This window comes from Aurantiacibacter marinus, from assembly GCF_001021555.1.
In the GTDB taxonomy this organism is placed as follows: Bacteria; Pseudomonadota; Alphaproteobacteria; order Sphingomonadales; family Sphingomonadaceae; genus Alteraurantiacibacter; species Alteraurantiacibacter marinus.
This window is the reverse complement of record NZ_LDCP01000002.1, coordinates 723583-740662: the sequence shown is the minus strand read 5'-3', so window position 1 is coordinate 740662 and position 17080 is coordinate 723583. Positions and strand designations below refer to the sequence as shown.

Annotated in this window: 16 protein-coding genes; 12 read left to right on the top strand and 4 right to left on the bottom strand. The window is 59.4% G+C overall.

Translation table 11 applies throughout. The features are described from left to right. The first annotated feature begins 29 nt into the window (after positions 1 to 29). From hemC to AB731_RS10030, 3 genes are read left to right on the top strand one after another with little or no spacing between them, the layout of a single operon-like run. Entirely contained in the window at positions 30 to 959 is a 930-nt protein-coding gene (gene hemC, locus AB731_RS10040; RefSeq protein WP_082126436.1) for a hydroxymethylbilane synthase, read from the top strand. Further along, the gene (locus AB731_RS10035; protein ID WP_047093230.1) at positions 956 to 1627 is read left to right on the top strand and encodes a uroporphyrinogen-III synthase; all 672 of its coding nucleotides are present in this window, start codon (positions 956 to 958) and stop codon (positions 1625 to 1627) included. Before hemC ends, AB731_RS10035 begins: the two co-directional genes overlap by 4 nt. A 58-nt stretch (positions 1628 to 1685) precedes the next feature. Beyond that, complete coding sequence (locus tag AB731_RS10030; RefSeq protein ID WP_047093844.1) at positions 1686 to 2645, top strand: hypothetical protein; 960 nt, start codon at positions 1686 to 1688, stop codon at positions 2643 to 2645. Here the strand turns inward: AB731_RS10030 and AB731_RS10025 are convergent. Continuing rightward, complete coding sequence (locus AB731_RS10025) at positions 2642 to 3856, bottom strand: FAD-dependent monooxygenase (protein WP_047093231.1); 1215 nt, start codon at positions 3854 to 3856, stop codon at positions 2642 to 2644. The genes AB731_RS10030 and AB731_RS10025 overlap by 4 nt on opposite strands. 27 nt (positions 3857 to 3883) lie before the next feature. Between AB731_RS10025 and AB731_RS10020 the strand changes: the two genes are divergently transcribed. Further along, positions 3884 to 5926 carry a protein-disulfide reductase DsbD family protein gene (locus AB731_RS10020; protein WP_047093232.1) on the top strand — a complete coding sequence of 681 codons (2043 nt, stop codon included), beginning with the start codon at positions 3884 to 3886 and terminating at the stop codon, positions 5924 to 5926. Here AB731_RS10020 and AB731_RS10015 read toward each other — a convergent pair. The 3 genes from AB731_RS10015 to uvrB all read right to left on the bottom strand — a co-directional run bounded on the left by AB731_RS10015 (position 5923) and on the right by uvrB (position 10303). Further along, the gene (locus AB731_RS10015) at positions 5923 to 6480 is read right to left on the bottom strand and encodes a hypothetical protein (protein ID WP_047093233.1); all 558 of its coding nucleotides are present in this window, start codon (positions 6478 to 6480) and stop codon (positions 5923 to 5925) included. The two genes, AB731_RS10020 and AB731_RS10015, sit on opposite strands and share 4 nt — an antisense overlap. Before the next feature lie 100 nt (positions 6481 to 6580). Then, on the bottom strand, positions 6581 to 8011 hold the full coding sequence (locus tag AB731_RS10010) for a cadherin repeat domain-containing protein (RefSeq protein ID WP_047093234.1): 1431 nt from the start codon (positions 8009 to 8011) through the stop codon (positions 6581 to 6583). A 105-nt stretch (positions 8012 to 8116) separates the two neighbouring features. Continuing rightward, entirely contained in the window at positions 8117 to 10303 is a 2187-nt protein-coding gene (gene uvrB / locus AB731_RS10005) for an excinuclease ABC subunit UvrB (RefSeq protein ID WP_047093235.1), read from the bottom strand. On the opposite strand from uvrB, the gene AB731_RS14330 reads away from it, so the two are divergent. From AB731_RS14330 to AB731_RS09970, 8 genes are all read left to right on the top strand, one after another. Next, a complete protein-coding gene (locus AB731_RS14330) occupies positions 10287 to 10409 on the top strand; it encodes a hypothetical protein (RefSeq protein ID WP_269429524.1) in 123 nt (40 codons plus the stop codon). The genes uvrB and AB731_RS14330 overlap by 17 nt on opposite strands. Before the next feature lie 147 nt (positions 10410 to 10556). After that, positions 10557 to 11090, top strand: a complete 534-nt coding sequence (locus AB731_RS10000) for a DUF3617 domain-containing protein (RefSeq protein ID WP_156167431.1) — start codon at positions 10557 to 10559, stop codon at positions 11088 to 11090. 114 nt (positions 11091 to 11204) lie between these two features. Then, positions 11205 to 12017, top strand: coding sequence for an esterase/lipase family protein (locus AB731_RS09995; protein ID WP_156167430.1), 813 nt, complete (start codon positions 11205 to 11207; stop codon positions 12015 to 12017). 71 nt (positions 12018 to 12088) lie between these two features. Further along, entirely contained in the window at positions 12089 to 13519 is a 1431-nt protein-coding gene (locus AB731_RS09990; RefSeq protein ID WP_047093237.1) for a circularly permuted type 2 ATP-grasp protein, read from the top strand. Beyond that, positions 13519 to 14463 carry an alpha-E domain-containing protein gene (locus AB731_RS09985; protein ID WP_047093238.1) on the top strand — a complete coding sequence of 315 codons (945 nt, stop codon included), beginning with the start codon at positions 13519 to 13521 and terminating at the stop codon, positions 14461 to 14463. The genes AB731_RS09990 and AB731_RS09985 overlap by 1 nt, the downstream gene beginning before the upstream one ends. A gap of 18 nt (positions 14464 to 14481) precedes the next feature. Next, positions 14482 to 15300, top strand: coding sequence for a transglutaminase family protein (locus AB731_RS09980; protein ID WP_047093239.1), 819 nt, complete (start codon positions 14482 to 14484; stop codon positions 15298 to 15300). Between the two features lie 43 nt (positions 15301 to 15343). Then, on the top strand, positions 15344 to 16090 hold the full coding sequence (locus AB731_RS09975; RefSeq protein ID WP_047093240.1) for a proteasome-type protease: 747 nt from the start codon (positions 15344 to 15346) through the stop codon (positions 16088 to 16090). Positions 16091 to 16294: 204 nt separating this feature from the next. Beyond that, positions 16295 to 16999 (top strand): response regulator transcription factor, encoded by a 705-nt coding sequence (locus AB731_RS09970; RefSeq protein ID WP_064971814.1) that lies wholly within the window; start codon positions 16295 to 16297, stop codon positions 16997 to 16999. The last annotated feature ends 81 nt before the right edge of the window (positions 17000 to 17080 follow it).

The following is a 17080-nucleotide window of genomic DNA, read 5'->3' as shown; positions in this document are numbered from 1 at the left end:
CCGTCCTGCTCGCTAGGGCAAGCAAACCGATGTCTGAATATCCACTCCTGAAACTTGGAACTCGCCGCTCTCCCCTTGCCATGGCGCAGGCCGAAGAGACCCGCCGCCGCCTGTGCGAAGCCCATGGCTGGCCCGAAGAAGCCGTCGAACTGGTGTCCGTTGTTGCCAGCGGGGACAAGGTGCTGGACCGTCCGCTGTCCGAAATTGGCGGCAAGGCGTTGTGGACCAAGGAACTCGACGCGTGGCTGGCGGACGGGCTGATCGATGCATCGGTGCATTCGCTGAAGGACGTGGAAACGGTGCGGCCCGAAAGCCTTCTGCTAACCGCTATCCTTCCCCGCGCAGACAAACGCGACCGGTTGATCGGTGCAGATAGTATTGCGGCGCTGGCGCAAGGGGCAATTGTCGGGACCAGCGCACCGCGCCGTGCCGCGCAGCTGCTGCACATCCGGCCAGATTGCAAAGTCGTGACCTTTCGCGGCAATGTTGCCACGCGGCTGGGCAAGCTGGCTGCGGGCGAGGCCGACGCAACTTTCCTTGCCGCCGCGGGGCTTGTCCGCCTTGGCGAGGACGCTGTCGGTCACCCGCTTGACCAGAACGACTGGCTGCCGGCTCCGGCGCAAGGCGCGATTGCACTGGAATGCCGTACGAATGATGCCGCTATCCAGGAATTGCTCGCTCCGATCAATCACGCCCCCAGCTACGCCGAGGTAATGGCAGAGCGCGCCTTGTTGCTGGCGCTGGGCGGCAATTGCCATTCACCCATCGCGGTTCTGTGCGACCACAAGGATGGCGAACTGACGATGCGCGCGGCGATCTTCAGCATGGACGGCGCAGAACGGGTCGAGGCTAGCGCGCAATTTGCGGCTGGAGACCTTGCTGCTCCTGCACAGCTTGCCGCCCAGCTTCTTGAAAGTGCTACTCCGGCCATTCGTGCCGTATTCGGCGGCCCGCAATGATCTTTGCAATTCGCCCGGAACCCGGTCTGCAGTCAACGTTGCAGGCGGCGCGCGACTTGAACATGGCAGTGCTCGGCAGGCCGCTGTTTGAAGTCGTGCCAATGGCTTGGGACATGCCGGATCCGGCCGAATTCGATGCCTTGTTGCTCGGCAGCGCCAATGCCATTCGCCACGGCGGTGCCGCGTTGGAAAAGCTGCTGGAGCTGCCTGTCTATGCCGTGGGAGAAGCTACTGCTGCCGCCGCGCGCGATGCGGGGTTTACTGTCGCCCAAACCGGATCGGGCGGACTTCAATCCGTAATCGATTCCGTAAACGGCGAAATGCGGTTCCTTCGATTGGCGGGATCAGAGCATGTTCCGCTCGATCTGCCGGATGGGATCACCACGGTCACGCGGGCAGTTTATGATGTGCGCGCCTTGCCCCTGTCTGGCAGTGATGAAGTAAGCTTGCGTGCTTCTGATCCGCTGGTGATTGTCCATTCCGCCGCTGCGGCACGGCATTTCGCCAGTGAATGCGACCGGCGCGGGCTGGACAAGGCGCGGATCGCGCTTGCCTGTATTGGGCCGCGCGTCGCGGATGCTGCGGGCAGAGGCTGGCGTGATCTGCAATCTGCTCCACAGCCCGATGATGCGGCCTTGTTGGCGTTGGCGCGCGACATGTGCCATTAATGTAAAACCTCAAATGCAGGCGGTGCGACACGCCATGGTTTGCTTGCAGAAGGACGGTATGGAGCAAGGTTACGATTTCACGCCCGCGGATGCGGGGCAGCAAAAGCCACAACTGCGACTGATTTTGATCGCAGTGGGTGCTGCTTTTCTGTTGGGCTTGGCGGCGATGTGGGTGCTGGGAAACAGTGATAGCCTGTCCGGGCTTTTCACAGTTCGTACCGAAACCCGGCAAGCCAGCGATGAAGCTGCAGTGACGCTTGCCAACCGCGAAATAGACCCTTCCGAACCAACGCCCGCGCCATCGCCCGAAGGCGCAGCCGAAGAGGCGCGTCAGGCGGTTGAGCAGGTAGAGCAGGTTGTGGAGCAGCAAGGCGGCCTCGACAGCCGCATTGTTGCGATGGAGCAGCGCCTTACCCAGCTTGACCTGCAATCACAGGCCGCTGCCGGAAATGCTGCCCGCGCCGAAGCGCTGCTGATTGCCTTCGCCAGCCGCCGTGCAATTGAACGGGGTACACCGCTTGGCTATCTGGCAGACCAGTTGCGGTTGCGGTTCGGCGAAGATCGCCCCAACGCTGTCCAGACCGTGATCGATGCAGCGCAATCACCCATCACACTTTCGCAATTGGTCGCCCAGCTTGAAGGTCTGGCACCGACCCTGACGGATGCTCCGGCGGACGAAGGCGTGTTCACCCGGATCGGGCGTGAGCTGTCGGAGGTGTTTGTGGTGCGGCGGGAAGATACTGCATCGCCTGTTGCCGAACGCCGGCTGGAACGCGCACGGATGTTTCTCCAGACAGGCCAGATTGAACCGGCAGTAACCGAAGTGCGCAATTTGCCTAATGCGGTGGCAGCCCAGGACTGGATCGACGCGGCCGAACGTTACGCCGCTGCTCAGCGCGCCCTTGAAACGCTGGAGACAGCCGCCGTCCTGGATCCGCGTGAATTGCGCGATGGTGAAGGTCAGGCAGTTGAACAGCGCAGCCCGGCAGGCAATGAACGCGGCAGGCCTGCGGGTTAGCCTTTCAGCAATTCGGGTAGATCGCCGCTCATCCCGCGGGCTTCATCCATGAACCAGCGTTTGAGCGCGGGCATGCGCTGCACGCCTGCCATGCCAAGACGGCGAAGCGCGCTTGGCGCCTTGCCCGGAATGCCGAACAGGCGTGTCAGCCCATCGGTCGCCAGCGCGACCATAAAGGCATCAAGTCCGCGCCATTTTTCGTAACGCGCCAGAACCTGCGGATCGCCCGGTTCCAGCCCGATACGCATTCCGTCTGCGATAACTTCTACCAGCGCGCCGACATCGCGCAGGCCCAGGTTGAAACCCTGTCCCGCAATCGGGTGAATCCCATGCGCCGCATCACCTGCCAGCGCGAGCCGATTGTCCACTATCTTTGCGGTGTGATGGAAGCCCAGCGGCCATGAACTGCGTGTCCCGTCCAGCCTGAGTGTCCCGTAAAGCCCGTCCATCCGCTTTTCGACTTCAGCCAAAAACCCGCGCGGGCCAAGCTTCAGCACAGCTTCTGCATCATCTTCCGCGATCGTCCAGACGAGCGCGGAGCGGTGATTGCCCTGATCGTCGTCCAACAATGGCAGCAGCGCAAAAGGACCAGCAGGATAAAAGATTTCCCACGCCACACCTTCATGCGGTTTTTCATGGATCAGGCCCTGAATAACCGCGCGGTGGCTGTAATCCCATTTGGCGAGCGAAATGCCTGCATCGTCGCGCGTGGGTGAACCGCGCCCTTCGGCTGCAACCATGAGGCTCGCTTCCAGAACGGTGCCGTCCTCCAGCGTGACGGAAACTCCATGTTCGCCGCGATGACGCGCCACGACATTGGTCTTGGCATGCCAGTTGATCAGCTTTTCATCCTTCGCCGCATCAAACAACGCGAGGCGCAACTGGCGATTGGCGAACATCCTGCCCAGCGTGCCTTCGTGTTCTTCCGGCTGGAAATCAATCCGGCCCGGACGCATTGCATCGGTCACCGCGATATTTTCAATTCTGCAGCCATGCGGTTCAAGTTGGTCGGCCAGACCAATGTTCTTGAACAGGTTCCAGCTCGCAGTGGAAACCGCCGTAGCGCGGCCGTCGAAGCCTTCTGCCAGAAGGTCTGCCGGATCGGCACGGTCGACCACGTGGCTGGAAATGCCTTTTTTCGCCGCCGCTAGTGCCAGCGTCATGCCAACAAGGCCGCCGCCGAGGATAAGGAGTTCACGCTTGTCTGCCATCGCCCTCGCTCCTAGGTGGAGCGCGTAATGCAGGCAACACCTACCTTTGGCCTCTGGCGTATACGGTATCTTCTGCCGGTGGTCCTGCTGTGGGCTGCTGCGCTGGTTGCGACCATGATTGTGCCCGCAGCCGTTCAAGCGCAAGACACAAATTACATCGCCGCGGACCTTGTGGCGGAAACCCCGCCGCAGCCGGGCGAGACGCTGACCGCCGCGCTGCGTTTTCGGCCGCAGGATGGCTGGCACGGCTATTGGTCCAACCCCGGTGATGCAGGGTTGGGAATGGAGCTGGACTGGGCATTGCCCGAAGGTTGGGAGGCGGGGGAGCCGCAATATCCCGTCCCGTCCATTCTCGAACTTTTCGGCATCGTGAACCACGCTTACAAAAGCGATTATGCGGTTCTGATCCCGATCAAAGTTCCCACCAGTGCCGGTGTGATGAACATCACGCCGATCATGCTGGATGCACAGTGGCTGGCCTGTTCGGACGAACTGTGCGTACCGGAACGTGCGACTCTCACCTTGCGATTCCCGCAATCCAGCGAAGCCCAGAGCACGCAGTTTGATGCCCATCGCGCCGCTATTCCGCCGCTGCTTGATCAGACGGGCGCTTTCGCCACGACGCAGGAACGGATCCGGATTGCGATACCTGTTCCTGAAAGCCTGATGATCACCAACCCGCATGTCTTCATCGCGCAGCCTGACCTGGTCGATTACGCAGCCGAGCAGACCTTCTACCGTGATGGAGACATGCTCGTAACCGAAATCGCGCGGGGCGGTTTGCGGAATGAGGCAGATCTCATCTCCGGCATTTTGGCATTTGGCGATGAAGGTGAGGGCGTACAATTCGAAGCTGTCTCCGGGAATGTGCCCATGGGCGGCACGCCTTTGCGAAGCAGCGGCACCGACACTCCGCTCCTGCTGCTGATTGGCGGCGCATTACTGGGCGGATTGCTGCTGAACCTTATGCCCTGCGTGTTCCCGATCCTGAGCCTGAAGGCGCTGACGCTTGTACGCGCCGGCGAAAGCGAGGCGCAGGCGCGGCGCGAAGGATTGGCCTACACCGCAGGCGTAATGCTGGCCGTGCTTGCCCTGGGCGCACTGATGCTGGCATTGCGCGCAGCGGGGGAACAAGTTGGCTGGGCATTCCAGCTACAACAGCCGCTTGTCGTGGCAGGCCTGCTGGTGCTGGCGACGCTCATCACCGCCAATCTTGCCGGATTTTTTGAATTGCCGATGCTGCCGATCCGCACCGGCGGGCAGGGCGGGGCCTTCGCCACCGGACTTCTGGCAGCAGTGGTTGCGACGCCGTGCACCGGGCCGTTCATGGCGGCCGCACTTGGAGCCGCGCTGTTATTGCCCGTTCCGCAGGCTTTGCTGTTGTTTGCAGCATTGGGTTTAGGGCTGGCGCTGCCGTTTCTGCTGCTCGGCTACATTCCCGCGCTGCGCAGCCGGCTGCCAAAGCCGGGTGCCTGGATGGAAACTTTCCGCCGCGTAATGGCCGTGCCGATGGGACTGACTGCGCTCGCCCTGGTTTGGCTGGCATGGCGGCTGGGCGGCATGCATTTTGCGTTTACCGCTGTGGGAGCAGGGGTGACACTCGCCATTCTGTTGGCGTCACGGCTGCGTGCAACGCGCCCGATGCAGGCACTGCTTGTCATTATTCCGATCTATTTCATCGTGGCTCTGCCATTTCGTGTAGAGCAGCAAGCCGCTGCTTCTGCCCAAAGCCTGCTCGATCCCGTTCCTTACAGCGAAGCGGCCTTGGCGAATGCCCGTGCGACTGGTCAGCCTGTGTTTCTGTGGTTCACTGCCGATTGGTGTGTCAGTTGCAAGGTCAACGAAAGCATCGCCATTGAACGCGAGTCGACACGCGCTGTATTTGACGATGCAGGGGTTATAACCATGCGCGGCGACTGGACCCGCGCCGATCCCGCAATCACGCGTTATCTTGAGCGATGGGGCGTTGCAGGTGTGCCGCTGTATGTCTGGTACCCAGCAGGCAGTGAGGGAGAGCAATTGCCGCAAGTACTTACAGCAGACATGCTGGCAGAGCGTGCGGGAAGCTAATCCTGCATAGGCCGTTCGTCGTCCGAATAATTCTCGACTTCCGGCGTACGGCCACCGGCACGGCACCAATCAAGAAACTCACCAGGAATCCGGCTCCCCCCGATTTCCAGCATTCCGCGCCCCGGCAGGGTCGCTGTCAGATCGCGCGTTCCGGCGAAAACATCGAGCTGCGGATCATCAACAGGCAGCCGCGTTTCCCAGCGCCATTCGCCTTCGGACAGGCGTGTATCGGTCAGGAACCGGCTGCGCATTCCATTGCCCACGAAAGGGAACAGCGCGCTTTGTCCGGGCAGCGCTTCGGCGTGACGGATGATGATGAACTGGATCGGTGTTCCATCGAGATCGCAGGCTAGCGTCAGCCACGGGTCCTCCCCGGCATTGCCGAAGCGGATCGCCTGCCCGCTGTCTGCGACGGTCCACAGGGCGCTTGTGGTATCGGGAGAAGGATAGGCGCGCGCTTCCCGTGGGCCGGTGTCGTCAATTGCAATCCGCTGCGTTTCCGGCGCGGGTTCGCTCTGCGTGCCGCACGCGGTGAGGGCGCAGAGAGCGATCATGGCGGAACAGCGTTTCACACAGCGCAAATGTGCGTCGGTGCGCGCAGGATCAAGCCCTGCTGTGCGGATATAGCCAGGCGCGGATAAGTGGGCCCATCAATCAGCGTTGCAAATCCGCCTTGAACAACCTGCCGTCGGCGCGAAGCATGTAGATCGGAATGGCAGTTCCGACGTCGAAATCACCTTCATCGATGGAAACGAAGGCGCGCGTGGCTGCCGGGTTCGTAATTTCGAAATCGACATTGCGCAGTTCCAACGGGCCACTGTTGTTACGGTCCCATGTCCAGATATTGCCGTTGGCATCGCCGATCACCCAGACGCCGAACCAGCCGTCCCCTTGCAAGCTGTCCGCAGCATCCAGCCAGCGGCCTGCGCCGCCCACGCCGATTTCCTGAACAATACGCGGTGCGACCCGGTCCCCTTGCACCGTGCCGGCAAACCCGACATTGGTCAGGCCATCACGTATCGGCCATTCAAAATTGGCGCGAGACTGGCTGAGTTCAAAACCTCCCTGGCTGATTTCATTAAACCGTTCACCGCGGTCGATTGTCCAGTCGCCGATATTTCCGGCCAGCGGAAAAATCGGATCATGCAGCCCCCACCCGACCGTGACGGGAATATTGATGATGACGCCGGGGTTCGCAGTCGTGCTGCCCTGCGCCATCAGTATCACATTACCACGCGGATCATCGGGGTCCTGAGCGGCGGCAGCAGAACCTGCATCGCCGAGTGCCACAAGTACCTGGCTGCCCCGCAGACCGATCGAAGCCTCTATCGGAGCGGGAGAGCGGTATTCCCAGATCAAGGTGGTTGCTCCGGTGTCGTAGCGCGTCTCCAGCAACCGGACATGCGATCCGTCACTGGCCAGAACGTGGAACTTTTCGTTGTTGGTAGAAAGCTGGTCTGCCGCCATGTCGATGATGCGGCCACCACCAAATGCAATCCGGTTGGCGGCGCGCGTTATTGCACCGGTCCGCGCATCGACCCGCGCCATGTTGCCCTGCTCGTCGACGACAAGGATGCGGTCCTCGTCGGGGAGATAGGCTATGCGGCCGTTGGCACCGAGCCCTGTCGCGACTTCAGAAAAAAGCAGATTTTCGGTGCTGTTGGTAAGAGTAATGCGCAGGCTCTGGCGCGTTGTGGCCATGCCATCACTGACACTGACATCCACTTCGTAGACATTGTCGCCATTGGCATCGCGAGGCGTTTCAAAGCTGGGCGCCTGGTTGAAGGCAATTCGGCCTGGTGCATTGACGAATGAAAAAAGCGCGGCATCCTTTCCTGCGACGAAGCTGAAAACAAGCGAGCCGCTGTCAGGGTCAGCCGCGCTGAGCTGGACGACAGCGCGGTCATCCGTAAAGGTTTGGCTTTCAATGAAAGATACCGTGCTCGGGCTGGTGAAACTTGGCGCCACATTCGCCGCGCCGCCGCCGCCATTACTGCGAGTCCCGCTTCCTGAACTTCCGCCCCCGCAGCCAGCCAACACCAAACACACACCGGCCACGCCAGCGCGAAATTTCGCATTCGTCATTTATGAAACCCCAAGCGCGACTCACTGGCCAGTCCAGAAATCGGTGAGACGCATTTACGACCGACCAGTCATGGCATCATTGCATTACAGCGACATTTATGCGGGTCAGATTCCTTTTTTCCGCTGCGTCCGCCCGTATCGCATTTTGCGCGTGCCCGGCTTGCCTTCGTTTGATCGGCCTACGATGGGCGCTTTCTTGTCCGGATCGGGAATGCCCAGCTCGTCTGCTTCCAGGCGTCGAATTTCGTCGCGCAGGCGGCCTGCTTCTTCAAATTCCAGATCGGCAGCAGCGTTGCGCATGCGCTTTTCCAGATCGTTGATGTAGGTGCGCAAATTGTGCCCGACGAGGTTGTTGACCTCCGGATCACCGGTTTCGATCAGCACCCCGTCACGCGCCGCGGTATCGGCGACAATATCCTGGATGCCGCGCTTGATCGTGGTCGGCGTGATGCCGTGTTCGAGGTTGTAAGCGCGCTGCTTTTCGCGGCGACGTTCTGTCTCCGCCATTGCACGTTCCATGCTGCCGGTGATGCGGTCAGCATAAAGGATGACCTTGCCGTCCACATTACGCGCCGCGCGGCCAATGGTCTGGATGAGCGAGGTTTCGGAACGCAGGAAGCCTTCCTTGTCCGCGTCCAGAATGCAAACCAGCCCGCATTCGGGGATATCGAGGCCTTCGCGCAGCAGGTTGATGCCGATCAGCACGTCATAGACGCCAAGCCGCAGGTCGCGGATCAGCTCGATCCGTTCCAGCGTTTCTACATCGGAGTGCATGTAGCGCACCCGCACGCCCTGTTCGTGCATGAATTCGGTAAGGTCTTCCGCCATGCGCTTCGTCAGCGTGGTGACGAGTGTGCGATATCCCTTTTGCGCGGTCGCTTTGCATTCCGCGATGCAGTCCTGCACCTGATCTTCGACCGGTTTGATCTCCACCGGTGGGTCGATCAGGCCGGTAGGGCGAATGACCTGTTCGGCAAACACGCCGCCGGTCTGCTCCATTTCCCAGTTTCCCGGCGTGGCGGAAACGGCAAAGGTTTGCGGGCGCATCGCGTCCCATTCGTTGAAACGAAGCGGGCGGTTGTCGATACAGCTTGGCAGGCGGAAGCCATGCTCTGCCAGAGTGATCTTGCGGCGGTGATCGCCTTTCGACATCGCGCCGATCTGCGGCACGGTCTGGTGGCTTTCATCGACGAACAGCAGCGAATTTTCGGGCAGATATTCAAACAGCGTGGGCGGCGGTTCACCCGGCAGGCGGCCTGTCAGGAAGCGTGAATAATTCTCGATCCCGTTGCAGCTGCCGGTGGCTGCAATCATTTCCAGATCGAAATTGGTGCGCTGTTCCAGCCGCTGCGCTTCGAGCAGGCGTCCTTCCTCGTGCAGTTCTTTCAGCCGTTCGGTCAGCTCGAACTTGATGGCATTGGCGGCCTGTTTCATTGTCGGGCCTGGGGTCACATAGTGGCTGTTCGCGTAAACACGCACTTTATCCAGCGTTGTGCCCTTCTTGCCGGTCAGCGGATCGAATTCGCTGATTTCCTCGATCTCGTCGCCGAAGAAGCTGATCCGCCATGCGGTGTCTTCAAGGTGGCTTGGGTGCAGTTCAAGATTGTCCCCGCGAACCCGGAAACAGCCGCGCGCAAAGGCAGTGTCGTTACGCTTGTATTGAAGCGCGACCAGCTTGCGAATGAGCTCGCGCTGATCGACGCTTTCACCCGCCTTCAGGTCGAAAATCATCGCCGAATATGTCTCGACCGAACCGATACCATACAGGCAGGAAACCGACGCAACGATGATCACATCGTCCCGTTCCAGCAAAGACCGCGTGGCCGAATGGCGCATCCGGTCAATCGCCTCGTTAACGCTCGATTCCTTCTCGATATAGGTGTCGGAGCGGGGCACATAGGCTTCGGGCTGGTAATAATCATAATAGGATACGAAATACTCGACCGCGTTTTCCGGAAAGAAGCTTTTGAATTCGCCATACAGCTGCGCGGCAAGGATCTTGTTGGGCGCAAGGATCAGGGCGGGGCGCTGCAATTCCTCGATCACCTTGGCCATGGTGAAGGTCTTGCCGCTGCCGGTCACACCCAGCAGAACCTGCGTCTGTTCATCATCGCGTGCCGCGCTGGTCAGCTCTGCAATGGCTGTGGGTTGGTCGCCCGCAGGCTGATATTCGGATACCAGCTTGAACGGTTTTCCCTCCATCAGCTTTTCAGGACGAGCAGGTTTGTGGGGCACAAAATCGCCCGTTGTATCAGGCTCTTCCAGCCCGCGTCTGATGATTAATTCGGCCATGGGCAAGGATATGGAGATGGTGGGCGCGTTCGGCAATTCTTTACCGCGTATCTCTGGCATTCAATGCGTCGGCGAAGTCGCGGCGAGCGGGGAAGTTGCCGATTAGGAGATCGGCAGCGGCCTGCTCCACAATGGGACGCAGGCTTCAAATCGCGCGGATTCGGCCCTCCTGCGATTGGCAGCGCTGGCCGTTGCGTTTAGCAATAGCGCAAATCCGGAGGCTTCCTGCCTTCCTGAATTCAAAGGATATCCAATGCGTCCGATCTTTGCCCTTCCGTTGATTGCGGCCTTCGCGCTGACCGCTTGCGGCAATGATGCCGATCAAGGTCTGACCGATGAAGAACTGGCAGCAGGCGATGTCGCTGCAGTAATCGAGGATAACGGCGCAAAACCTCAGGCCGGCGAATACAGCACCACGGTCGAGCTGATCGAATTTGACGCTCCCGGTCTTGCTGAAAGTGCCATTGCGGATGCGCGCGCAGAATTTGCCGCCGGTGCGGCTGAGCCGAACCTGTATTGTGTCGGCGAAGATACAACGCGCGAGCAGTGGTTCTCCGAGATGGTGGAAGCATCCTGCACACTTTCGCGGTTTACCGCAGACGGCAATGATCTTGACGGGGCGATGACATGCAATTCCGATATCGGCCTGGATGGCCGGGTCGAAATGGCCGGCCGTACAGCAGAAGAAGGCTCGGATCTGACCATGACATACACGCTTCCGCTTGAATCCGGCGATAGTACCGTGCGTATGCGCGTTGTATCTGAACGCATCGGTGACTGCGGATGATCGCTGCCGTGCCAGGCCTTGCAGGCTCAATTGAGTAAGACGGCGGCAGGGGAGCATTAGCGGCAGGGCAGCATTAATTGTGCAGCCACCAGCTTTCCTGTAGCTCTCGGCTCGATGTTACCCGTTGATGCCGACACGCAGACCCCGATCCAGCGCTTTCGGCGCACGGCTGGCGCTGTCGGGGGGGCTTTTGCCCACCGAATTGCACTGCTGCGCGGCTCAAGCCCGGACAATGCCCATTCCCCGCCTTTGAAACTGTTCTACGCAGAACTTGGCGCGGTTGCAGAACCGGTACTGCGCCGCTTCCGTCCGCAATTGCAGATAGAACTGAGCGAGCAGCCACGTGTCGTGATCCTGCTTCCGGGCTTCGGCACTGGTCCCACGCGTATGCGCTACATGGCGCTGCAGCTTGAGCGGGCCGGGCACACGGTAAAGCGCTGGGGGCTGGGCCACAATCTTGGCCCGACGGATGAAACGCTGGGTCTGTTGTCCGATCGGATTTGCGATGTGAGCGCACGATATGGCCAGAAAGTCGTTCTGGTCGGCTGGAGCCTTGGCGGCGTGTTCGCGCGCGAAGTGGCGAAGCTGAAGCCCGATTGTGTGGCCAAGGTGATCACCATGGGATCACCGTTCAGCCACTCGCCCTATTCCAACAATTTGTGGCGCGCCTATCAGGTCGTGGCAGGGCATTCGGTTGAGAACCCGCCGATCCCGTCCGATCTTCAATCCAAGCCGCCAGTCGAGACAATCGCATTCTGGAGCCCGCGCGACGGAGTAGTCTCGCGCCGGGCAGCTTGCGGCGGTGCAGATGAACGTGACCGGGCTGTTGCGCTGCGCTGTACGCATTTGACCTTCCCGACATCGCCTGATTGCATCATGGCAATAATAAATGAACTTGAAGGTTGCGGGAACTGTAAGACCAGCTAACCTTTGTATATCTGAATGCGCCGACACCTTTCTCGGTCAATGAATGCTGCAAATGCCGCACAAAGGGGACCATGAGCGCTTCCGAGCCTCCGAAATTCGATGAAATGCATGCGCCCGACGGATCGGTGCGCGACGCGTATAGTGGCTATCAAGGCTGGTTGTCCGAACAGGATGACAGCTGGATGCGCAGCAAAAGCACCGAGGCGGAAGGTTTCTTTCGCAAGACGGGCATCACTTTCAACGTATATGGAGAGGATGATGCCGAGGAACGGCTGATCCCTTTCGATCTGGTGCCGCGCATCATCACAGGCGGCGAATGGCGCCGACTTTCCAAGGGCATTGAACAGCGCGTTCGCGCGCTCAACGCCTTCATGCATGATCTGTATCACCGGCAGGAAATTATCCGGTCTGGTCGCTTGCCTGAACGCCTGTTCCGCAACAATGCCGCATGGCTCCCGCAAATGGTCGGCTTCACGCCGCCGGGCGGTGTTTACACACATATTACCGGCATTGATCTGGTCCGCACCGGCCAGGACGATTTCCTTGTGCTGGAAGACAATGCACGCACACCCAGCGGTGTTTCCTACATGCTGGAAAACCGCGAGACGATGATGGCAATGTTCCCCGAGCTGTTCAGCAAGGTGAATGTCCGCCCGGTCTCTGATTATCCGCGCCGCCTCGCCAAAAGCCTGGCGGCATGCGCTCCGGAAAGCACCGAAGGTCAGCCGACCATTGCGGTGCTGACGCCGGGCATTTTCAACTCCGCCTATTACGAACACGCCTTTCTGGCTGATCAGATGGGCGCGGAACTGGTCGAAGGCAGCGATTTGCGCGTCGTCGGCGGCAAGGTGCAGATGCGCACCACGGTCGGCTACAAGCCGGTCGATGTCCTTTATCGCCGGGTGGACGATGATTATCTCGATCCGCTTACGTTCAATTCCGACAGTATGCTTGGTGTGCCCGGCATTATGGATGTCTATCGGTCCGGCGGCATAACTATCGCCAACGCGCCCGGAACCGGAGTCGCGGATGACAAGGCGATCTATTCCTTCATGCCCGAAATCGTCGAATTCTACACCGGCGAGAAGGCCCTGCTGCCCAATGTCGATACATGGCGCTGCGCTGATCCCGATAGCCTGAAATATGTGCTGGAAAACCTCGCCGAGCTGGTGGTGAAGGAAGTTCACGGTTCCGGCGGATACGGGATGCTGATCGGCCCGACTTCGTCGAAAAAGGAAATCGAAGAGTTTCGGGGCAAGCTGGAAAACGATCCGGACAATTATATCGCCCAGCCAACGCTGGCGCTTTCGACCTGTCCGATATTCACAAAGGCAGGACTCGCCCCGCGCCATGTCGATTTGCGGCCCTTTGTGCTCTGCTCGCCAGATGGGGTGGACATTACGCCCGGCGGATTGACGCGTGTGGCGCTGAAGGAAGGTTCTCTCGTGGTCAATTCCAGCCAGGGCGGCGGCACCAAAGACAGCTGGGTATTGGACGACTGATGTTAGGACGCGTCGCCAACGGCATCTTCTGGATGTATCGCTATCTCGAACGGGCAGAAAATACTGCCCGCCTGCTCGAAGCGGGCCATCGAATGACATTGACGCGCGGGCCGGACATGGCCAGTCGCGAGTGGAAGTCGATCCTCACCACACTGGGTCTGCGCAAGGCGTATGAAGCTGGCCATGACGATTATACCGGTGCCGCTGTTTGCGATTTCGTGCTGCGGTCGAAGGACAATCCGGAAAGCGTGATGCTTATGGTAGAGCGCGCCCGCACCAATGCGCGCGTTTGCCGATCAGCAATCACCGCAGAGGTTTGGGAAGCGGTCAATGAAGGCTGGATGACTCTGCGCGATCTGCTTGCGAAGCCTGTCAGGTCCAGCAATCTGAATGAGGCGCTTGGCGTAGTGCGCCGTGAAAGCACGCTTGCTCGCGGCGCGACGCATGGCTCCATGCTGCGCAACGAAACGTATAATTTCGCGCGACTCGGCACATTCCTTGAACGGGCCGACAGCACTGCGCGTATTCTTGACGTGAAGTATTATTTGTTGCTGCCCTCGCTTTCCTACGTAGGCACGCCGCTCGACAGCGGGCAGTGGGACAGCGTGCTGCGCTCGCTTTCGGCAGAGCGCGCCTATCGCTGGCTCAACTCTGGTGAAATGAGCGCGCGCTCGATTGCGGAATTCCTCATCCTCGATGACCGCTTTCCGCGCAGCCTGGTATTCTGTTATTCCGAAATGCGCGAAAACCTGTTCGAACTGGCGAAGCTGCACGGCGAAACCGGCAAGGCGCAGGAGCAGATGCGCATGACGGACATCCAGCTTGTCGACAAAAGCGTGGAAGACATCTTCCAGAAGGGCCTGCACGAATTTCTGCTTGAATTCATTTCGGGCAACCAGAAAATCGCCAGTGCCATCGCGTCCGATTACCGGTTCACGGCCTGAAGAAGAGGACCAGAAAACATGCGCCTCTCTATCCGCCACACCACACGCTACCGTTTTGCGGAGCCTGTTTCGCACGGCATCCAGCGGCTTCGCCTGACACCCAAGGAAACGCAGGGTCAGAAGATTCTCGGGTGGAATATGGAGCTGGAAGGCGCGCATGAGGAACTGGTTTTTGACGACCAGAACTTCAATCACGTCAACCTCATCTCGGTGGAGGAAGGCGCGCGCGAAGTCGTCATCACCTGTGAGGGTAAGGTCGATACAGAAGACAATGCCGGCGTTATCGGGCAGCATGCCGGACATCTGCCGCTTTGGACCTTCCTTGGGCAGACCAAGCTGACGAAGCCCGGCCCCAAGATCAAATCATTGATTGCGCAGGTTGAACGCAGCGAATCCGGAATGGTCGATACACTGCACAATTTGTCCAATGTCATTCGCGACAACGTCGAGTATCGCACCGGCACCACGCTCGTCACCACCACGGGAGAAGAGGCGGCGGCCGATGGCCAGGGCGTATGTCAGGACCATGCGCATATCTTCATTTCCGCCGCCCGCAGCCTGGAAATCCCGGCGCGCTACGTCAGCGGGTATCTGATGATGAACGACCGGATCGATCAGGAAGCCACCCACGCGTGGGCAGAGGCCTATGTGCAGGGGCTTGGCTGGGTTGGTTTCGATATTTCCAATGGCATCTGCCCCGATCCGCGCTATGTGCGCGTTGCGACCGGGCGCGACTATCGTGACGCTGCCCCGGTGACTGGCATTTCATTCGGCGCAAATACCGAAGATTTGACCGTAAACCTTTCCGTCGAGCAACAGATGGTGGAACAGCAGTAACGCGCTCTTTGAGAGCGGGAGCTGCCCGGAGTATACAGATTACATGACTTATTGCGTTGGTATGGTGCTTGATAAGGGCTTGGTCCTGATGAGTGACACCCGGACAAACTCGGGCGTCGACAACATTTCTGTATTCCGCAAGATGTTCACCTGGTCTGTGCCGGGCGAACGGATCATCTCTGTGATGACAGCGGGCAATCTGGCCACGACGCAGGCGGTAATCAGCCTTTTGGAAGAACGCTCAAAGGCGCCAGAAGACCGGCAGAATGGCCTGCTCGACATGCCAACCATGTTTCAGGTGGCCGTCGAAATCGGCAAGATCCTGCGCGAAACAATAGCTTCTACGCAGGACGACAACGGCACGCGCGGCAAGGGACGCTTTACGGCTTCGATCATCCTTGCAGGCCAGATCAACGGCATGGAACCGCGCCTTTTCATGATCTATCCCGAAGGCAATTTCATCGAAGCGAGCTTCGATACCCCGTTCATCCAGATTGGCGAGACCAAGTATGGCCGCCCGATCCTGCTGCGCGGATATGACCGGAACATGAGCTTCGAAGATGCAGTCAAACTGATCATGGTCAGCTTCGATTCAACGTTGAAAGCCAATCTCTCGGTTGGGCTCCCGCTGGATCTCATGGTCATTGGCCGTGATGATTTTGCCCCATTGCATGAACGGCGGATCGAAAGCAGCGATCCCTATTTCGATGCGATTTCGAACAGTTGGAGCGAGGCTTTGCGTGCAGCCTTTCACTCATTGCCCGATTACAGCTTCGACCAGCCTAAGTAGCCCTACCTAGTTATCGCACCGGATTTTCATATTCCTACGGTTAGGTAGCTACGCGATACGGGATATTATCCAGTTCATCCTCCATAATGGAGGAAAGTTTTTGGCAGTTTATCGGACTGTTACCGCGATTGTGCCCGGCTAATAGGTGGCCTTCCGTAGTAATACGGAATGTAAAATGCAGAAATAACGTTCAGTTTCAAAAGCATGGAACAGCGTATCACCATGCATATCGTCGGCGGCAACAGCCGCTCACGTGCCACCCAATCGCGGCTCGTACTTTCAATGGGGCATCATGCCGAGGTCTATTCAGACCTAGTCGAACTGCTCGACAGGCCGCCCAGCGATGGGGTGATTATCGCATCTGATGATGTGGTCGAGGAAGGCATAACCGAACTGCTGGAGGAACTGGCTGACAGCGGCATCTGGATACCGCTGGTGGCCGCCCGCGAAAACCCGGGACTGGATGAGGTCGTGCAGGCCATTCAGGCTGGTGCTCTAGATTTCCTTACTTTGCCGCTCAGCGAAGCCGAACTTTGCCGGATGGTCGCCCATGTGCATTCCGATGCGGGGCGCCATGCAGAAGTGCGCCGCCGCCTGATTGACGCGCGGCGACGGATCAAATGCCTGTCCAAGCGGGAGCGCGAAGTGCTCGATTGGCTGTCCGAGGGATGTTCCAACAAAGCTATCGCACGCGAACTTGATATCAGTCCACGCACAGTTGAAATTCACCGCTCCAACATGATGGACAAGCTGGGTGCGACCCACGCTGCCGAAGCTGTGCGGGTGCGTATTGAAGCCGGGCTTGAGGACAAGAAGCAGGGCGGTGTCGCGGCCAAGCGGGCAAGAGGGGAATCCGCTGTGTCATCCATTATGACACAGCTTGTCGTCATGCCTTCACAAACGGCCTGACTCCCCGCGCACCCGCATCGTCGCACCTTGATCGTTGCACTTGGATCACAGGCCCCCTGGATCACGGGCCCTGTGTCCGCT

What these genes read in the sequence shown, in the direction of transcription:
- hemC (WP_082126436.1), top strand. Translation starts at nt 30, where the DNA reads ATGTCTGAATATCCACTCCTGAAACTTGGAACTCGCCGCTCTCCCCTT.
- AB731_RS10035 (WP_047093230.1), top strand. Translation starts at nt 956, where the DNA reads ATGATCTTTGCAATTCGCCCGGAACCCGGTCTGCAGTCAACGTTGCAG.
- AB731_RS10030 (WP_047093844.1), top strand. Translation starts at nt 1,686, where the DNA reads ATGGAGCAAGGTTACGATTTCACGCCCGCGGATGCGGGGCAGCAAAAG.
- AB731_RS10025 (WP_047093231.1), bottom strand. Translation starts at nt 3,856, where the DNA reads ATGGCAGACAAGCGTGAACTCCTTATCCTCGGCGGCGGCCTTGTTGGC.
- AB731_RS10020 (WP_047093232.1), top strand. Translation starts at nt 3,884, where the DNA reads ATGCAGGCAACACCTACCTTTGGCCTCTGGCGTATACGGTATCTTCTG.
- AB731_RS10015 (WP_047093233.1), bottom strand. Translation starts at nt 6,480, where the DNA reads ATGATCGCTCTCTGCGCCCTCACCGCGTGCGGCACGCAGAGCGAACCC.
- AB731_RS10010 (WP_047093234.1), bottom strand. Translation starts at nt 8,011, where the DNA reads ATGACGAATGCGAAATTTCGCGCTGGCGTGGCCGGTGTGTGTTTGGTG.
- AB731_RS14330 (WP_269429524.1), top strand. Translation starts at nt 10,287, where the DNA reads ATGATTAATTCGGCCATGGGCAAGGATATGGAGATGGTGGGCGCGTTC.
- uvrB (WP_047093235.1), bottom strand. Translation starts at nt 10,303, where the DNA reads ATGGCCGAATTAATCATCAGACGCGGGCTGGAAGAGCCTGATACAACG.
- AB731_RS10000 (WP_156167431.1), top strand. Translation starts at nt 10,557, where the DNA reads ATGCGTCCGATCTTTGCCCTTCCGTTGATTGCGGCCTTCGCGCTGACC.
- AB731_RS09995 (WP_156167430.1), top strand. Translation starts at nt 11,205, where the DNA reads ATGTTACCCGTTGATGCCGACACGCAGACCCCGATCCAGCGCTTTCGG.
- AB731_RS09990 (WP_047093237.1), top strand. Translation starts at nt 12,089, where the DNA reads ATGAGCGCTTCCGAGCCTCCGAAATTCGATGAAATGCATGCGCCCGAC.
- AB731_RS09985 (WP_047093238.1), top strand. Translation starts at nt 13,519, where the DNA reads ATGTTAGGACGCGTCGCCAACGGCATCTTCTGGATGTATCGCTATCTC.
- AB731_RS09980 (WP_047093239.1), top strand. Translation starts at nt 14,482, where the DNA reads ATGCGCCTCTCTATCCGCCACACCACACGCTACCGTTTTGCGGAGCCT.
- AB731_RS09975 (WP_047093240.1), top strand. Translation starts at nt 15,344, where the DNA reads ATGACTTATTGCGTTGGTATGGTGCTTGATAAGGGCTTGGTCCTGATG.
- AB731_RS09970 (WP_064971814.1), top strand. Translation starts at nt 16,295, where the DNA reads ATGGAACAGCGTATCACCATGCATATCGTCGGCGGCAACAGCCGCTCA.